The 3,122-nt window shown below is 63.3% G+C and carries 2 protein-coding genes; one reads left to right on the plus strand and one right to left on the minus strand.

Going from position 1 to position 3,122, the window contains the following annotated elements; genetic code table 11:
• On the minus strand, window positions 1-2,491 hold a 2,491-nt coding region (locus BN1119_RS07570; protein WP_457851268.1), incomplete at its 3' end, for a retention module-containing protein.
• A gap of 279 nt (window positions 2,492-2,770) precedes the next feature.
• Here BN1119_RS07570 and BN1119_RS07575 point away from each other — a divergent pair.
• Window positions 2,771-3,122 (plus strand): FAD-dependent oxidoreductase (locus BN1119_RS07575; RefSeq protein ID WP_041996053.1); only part of this gene is annotated, 352 nt, incomplete at its 3' end.

Here is a 3,122-nt window from a genome sequence, read left to right on the forward strand (position 1 = left end):
GCCCCAGGGTCACGGTCAGAATGGTCTTGCCACCGGCATCCAGCAGGGTGATGACATTGCCGTTGACCTGATAGCTGGTCGGCTTGCCGCCGCTGGTGAGATTATCCAGGGCGGGCTGGCTTGCCTCGAAGTTGAGCGACACCAGGCGATCGCTGCCCACATTGACCGGCAACTGGCCATCCAGAGTCTGGCCAGAGGCCCCTTCCTGCAGGCTGATGCCGCTGTCGATGCCAAGACCGGGATCGACACCGTCATGGATGGCGATCTGGAGGTCGGCGCGGGTCTCGTCACCGTCAATCTCCTTGGCGGAAACGGTGAGCCCGAGGGAGAGCTGGTCGCTGCCCTGATGATCAAGGGGCCCATTGAGGGAGACGGTGATCTTGCCATCGATGTCGCTGCCGGACTGGCTGGCGGTCAGCTCGGCCTTGAGCACCTCGACCCGCGTGCCATTGCCATCCAGGTAGTAACCGGTCAGCAGGCGATCACCGCTGAATTCGAAAGTCAGCACATGACCGTCGCTGCTGATGCCGCTGCCATTGAGGCGAGCCAGAGTACTGGCCTGATCGGCGAAGGCGGCGGAATCCGCCAGCAGGGGATCGGACTGATGGCCCACGACAAACTGGCTCTGCCCCACCACGGCCGCCGCATTGGTAAAGCCATCTTCCGTGAGGCTGATGGGGGCTATGGTGAAGTCCGGCGGCGTGCTGTCCACCAGGTTGACGGTAAGATTGGCGCTCACCAGATCTCCGTCGCTGTCGCGGTACTCCAGGGCAAAAGGCAGGTTCAGGCTGTCCTGGCCGTGGTCCAGACTCTGGAGCCAGACGATACGATAGCTGCCGTCATTGGCAAGGGTCAGGGTGAAGACGGTGACGCCCCCGGCACTGGCGGTCAGGGTCTGACCGCTTGTCTGGTAGGCGAGCGCCGTGCCGTGGCTGGTCAGGCCGAGCTGCTCGAGGGCGCTCTGATCGGCGCCAAAGCTCACCTGCAGATTGCCATCCAGACCGGCCCCGGTGTGCAGGGATCCGGTGGCGCTCACCGGGCCCTTGGCGAGATCCGCCTCGGACAGGGTCAGGGTATCGCTCTGGCCGATGAGGGGGGCCCCGTCGATCACCCGGTTGCCCGCCAGATCCGTCACCTCGGCGCGCACCTCAAAGGGGCCCTGAATGTTGGAAAGATCCAGGCCGTTCAACTGCCAGCGACCATCGCTGCCCACCAGGGCGCTGCCGCTGTAGAGGGTCTGGCCGTTTTGGCCGACGAGGGTGATGGTGACGCTCTGCCCCGCCTCTACGTCCGTGGTGCTGCCGCTCAGGGTGACACTGTCATGGCCGAGGATACTGTCGGTATCGAGATCGTCGATGTCGATGGCGGCACGGGTGTCGACCGTCACCGCCAATGTGTCGCTTGCCCGGTTGCCGGCGATGTCCACCGCATCGACGCGAAAATCATAGGTGCCATCGGCCAGGGTATCTGGGATGGGGTATTGCCAGTTGCCATTGCCGTCCACGGTGAGCACGGCCATCACGGTCCCGCCGAGGCTCAGGGTGACGGTGGCGCCAGGCTCCCCCTTGCCTTGCAGCAGGGGGGTGGTGTCCCGGGTCAGATCGTCGGTCTGGCTGGCCCCTGTGTCGCTCTCATCGGCCAGGTCGAGCGTGATGGTGGTGATGGTGTCGAGCAGGGTCTGGCCGGTATCGACCGCCTCGTTGCCGAAGCGATCGACGGTATGGGCATGAATGGTGAGGGGGCCGTCCACCAGCTTGCCGGTGACGTCGCCAAAATCGGCGGCCCACTGGTTGCCGGGCAGCACCACAGTGGTCATTGTGAGGCGGTTGCCATCCTGATCAATCAGGGTGACGGTGACGGGTTGCCCCTCCTCCACGTCCGAGACCTCGCCCCGGATGATGAGGTTCATCACCTCGTCGGCGTTGATGATGTTGTCGCTGGTCTGGGGCTCGAAGATGGTGATGGCGGCATAGGCATCCACGTACTCGCCATCGTAGCGATCACGCACCTCCTGGCGGGCACTCTGATGATCGGTGTCGAAACCGGCCTCGGCCAGGGTGGCGTCATTGGTCCGGTCGACCACGATGAAACCGGCGGCACTGGAGCCTGCCCCCACCACGCCGCCCCCCGCCGTGGCCCCGGGGCCGGCGGCGGTTTCTGCAAAGACGGCCGTGGGGTCGACCCCGGCGCGGATGGCCTGTTGCAACGCCTCCAGATCGACATGGGTGGGCGCCTTGTCCGGCTCGCCATTGAGGGTCAGGGTGTGGGAACTGCTGACCCAATTGCCCTCTTCATCGACGCAAGTGGCGCAATTGGGCCCCACCTGCACCGCCTGGCCATCACTCCCCAGCCAAGCCTGACCGTGGCGTCCGGTCAGCATCACCTGACCGGCGGCGATTTGCCCCTCGGGTGGCATCCGGGAGACAGCCCCTTCCTGGTCGATAATGAACACCTCTCCTTGCACCTGCTTGACCTGAGTCGGAGTATCCATTCGATTATCTTCCATACTGCCCCCTAATTATTTCATCAAACATGAAAACACCAGCTGAACGCTCGACACCCAATAATGATAAGGGTCAAACCCACCATCACCTGAGTGCCGCCATGATAAATCAACAGGATTGGTATGGATAGCCAACGGCTCCCGGCACCTGTGACCCACTCCATGCGCAAAACTTTCGATAACGCTCATAAATTTGGTCCAAATCAAACATTTTTACCCTGACTCAGGCCACACTGGCACCACTGTCAGTCAAAGGAAACGGGCAAGATGAACAGGGTCTCGACTAGCGTAGTCATCATTGGAGGGGGCGCAACTGGCGCCGGTATCATGCGCGACTGCGCCTTGAGGGGCATAGATTGCATCCTGCTCGAGCGCGACGACATCGCCGCCGGCACCACGGGGCGCAACCATGGTCTGCTCCACTCGGGGGCGCGCTACGCCATGACGGATCCCGAGTCGGCCAGGGAGTGCATTGCGGAGAATCGCATTCTCAAGCGCATCGCCCGCCACTGCGTCGACGAGACGGGGGGGCTGTTTGTCACCCTGCCCGAGGACGATATCCAGTTCCAGGCGCCTTTCATGGCGGCCTGCGCCGCGGCCGGGATAGAGACCCGCCAGC

Source organism: Aeromonas bivalvium (genome assembly GCF_000819765.1).
GTDB lineage: Bacteria > Pseudomonadota > Gammaproteobacteria > Enterobacterales > Aeromonadaceae > Aeromonas > Aeromonas bivalvium.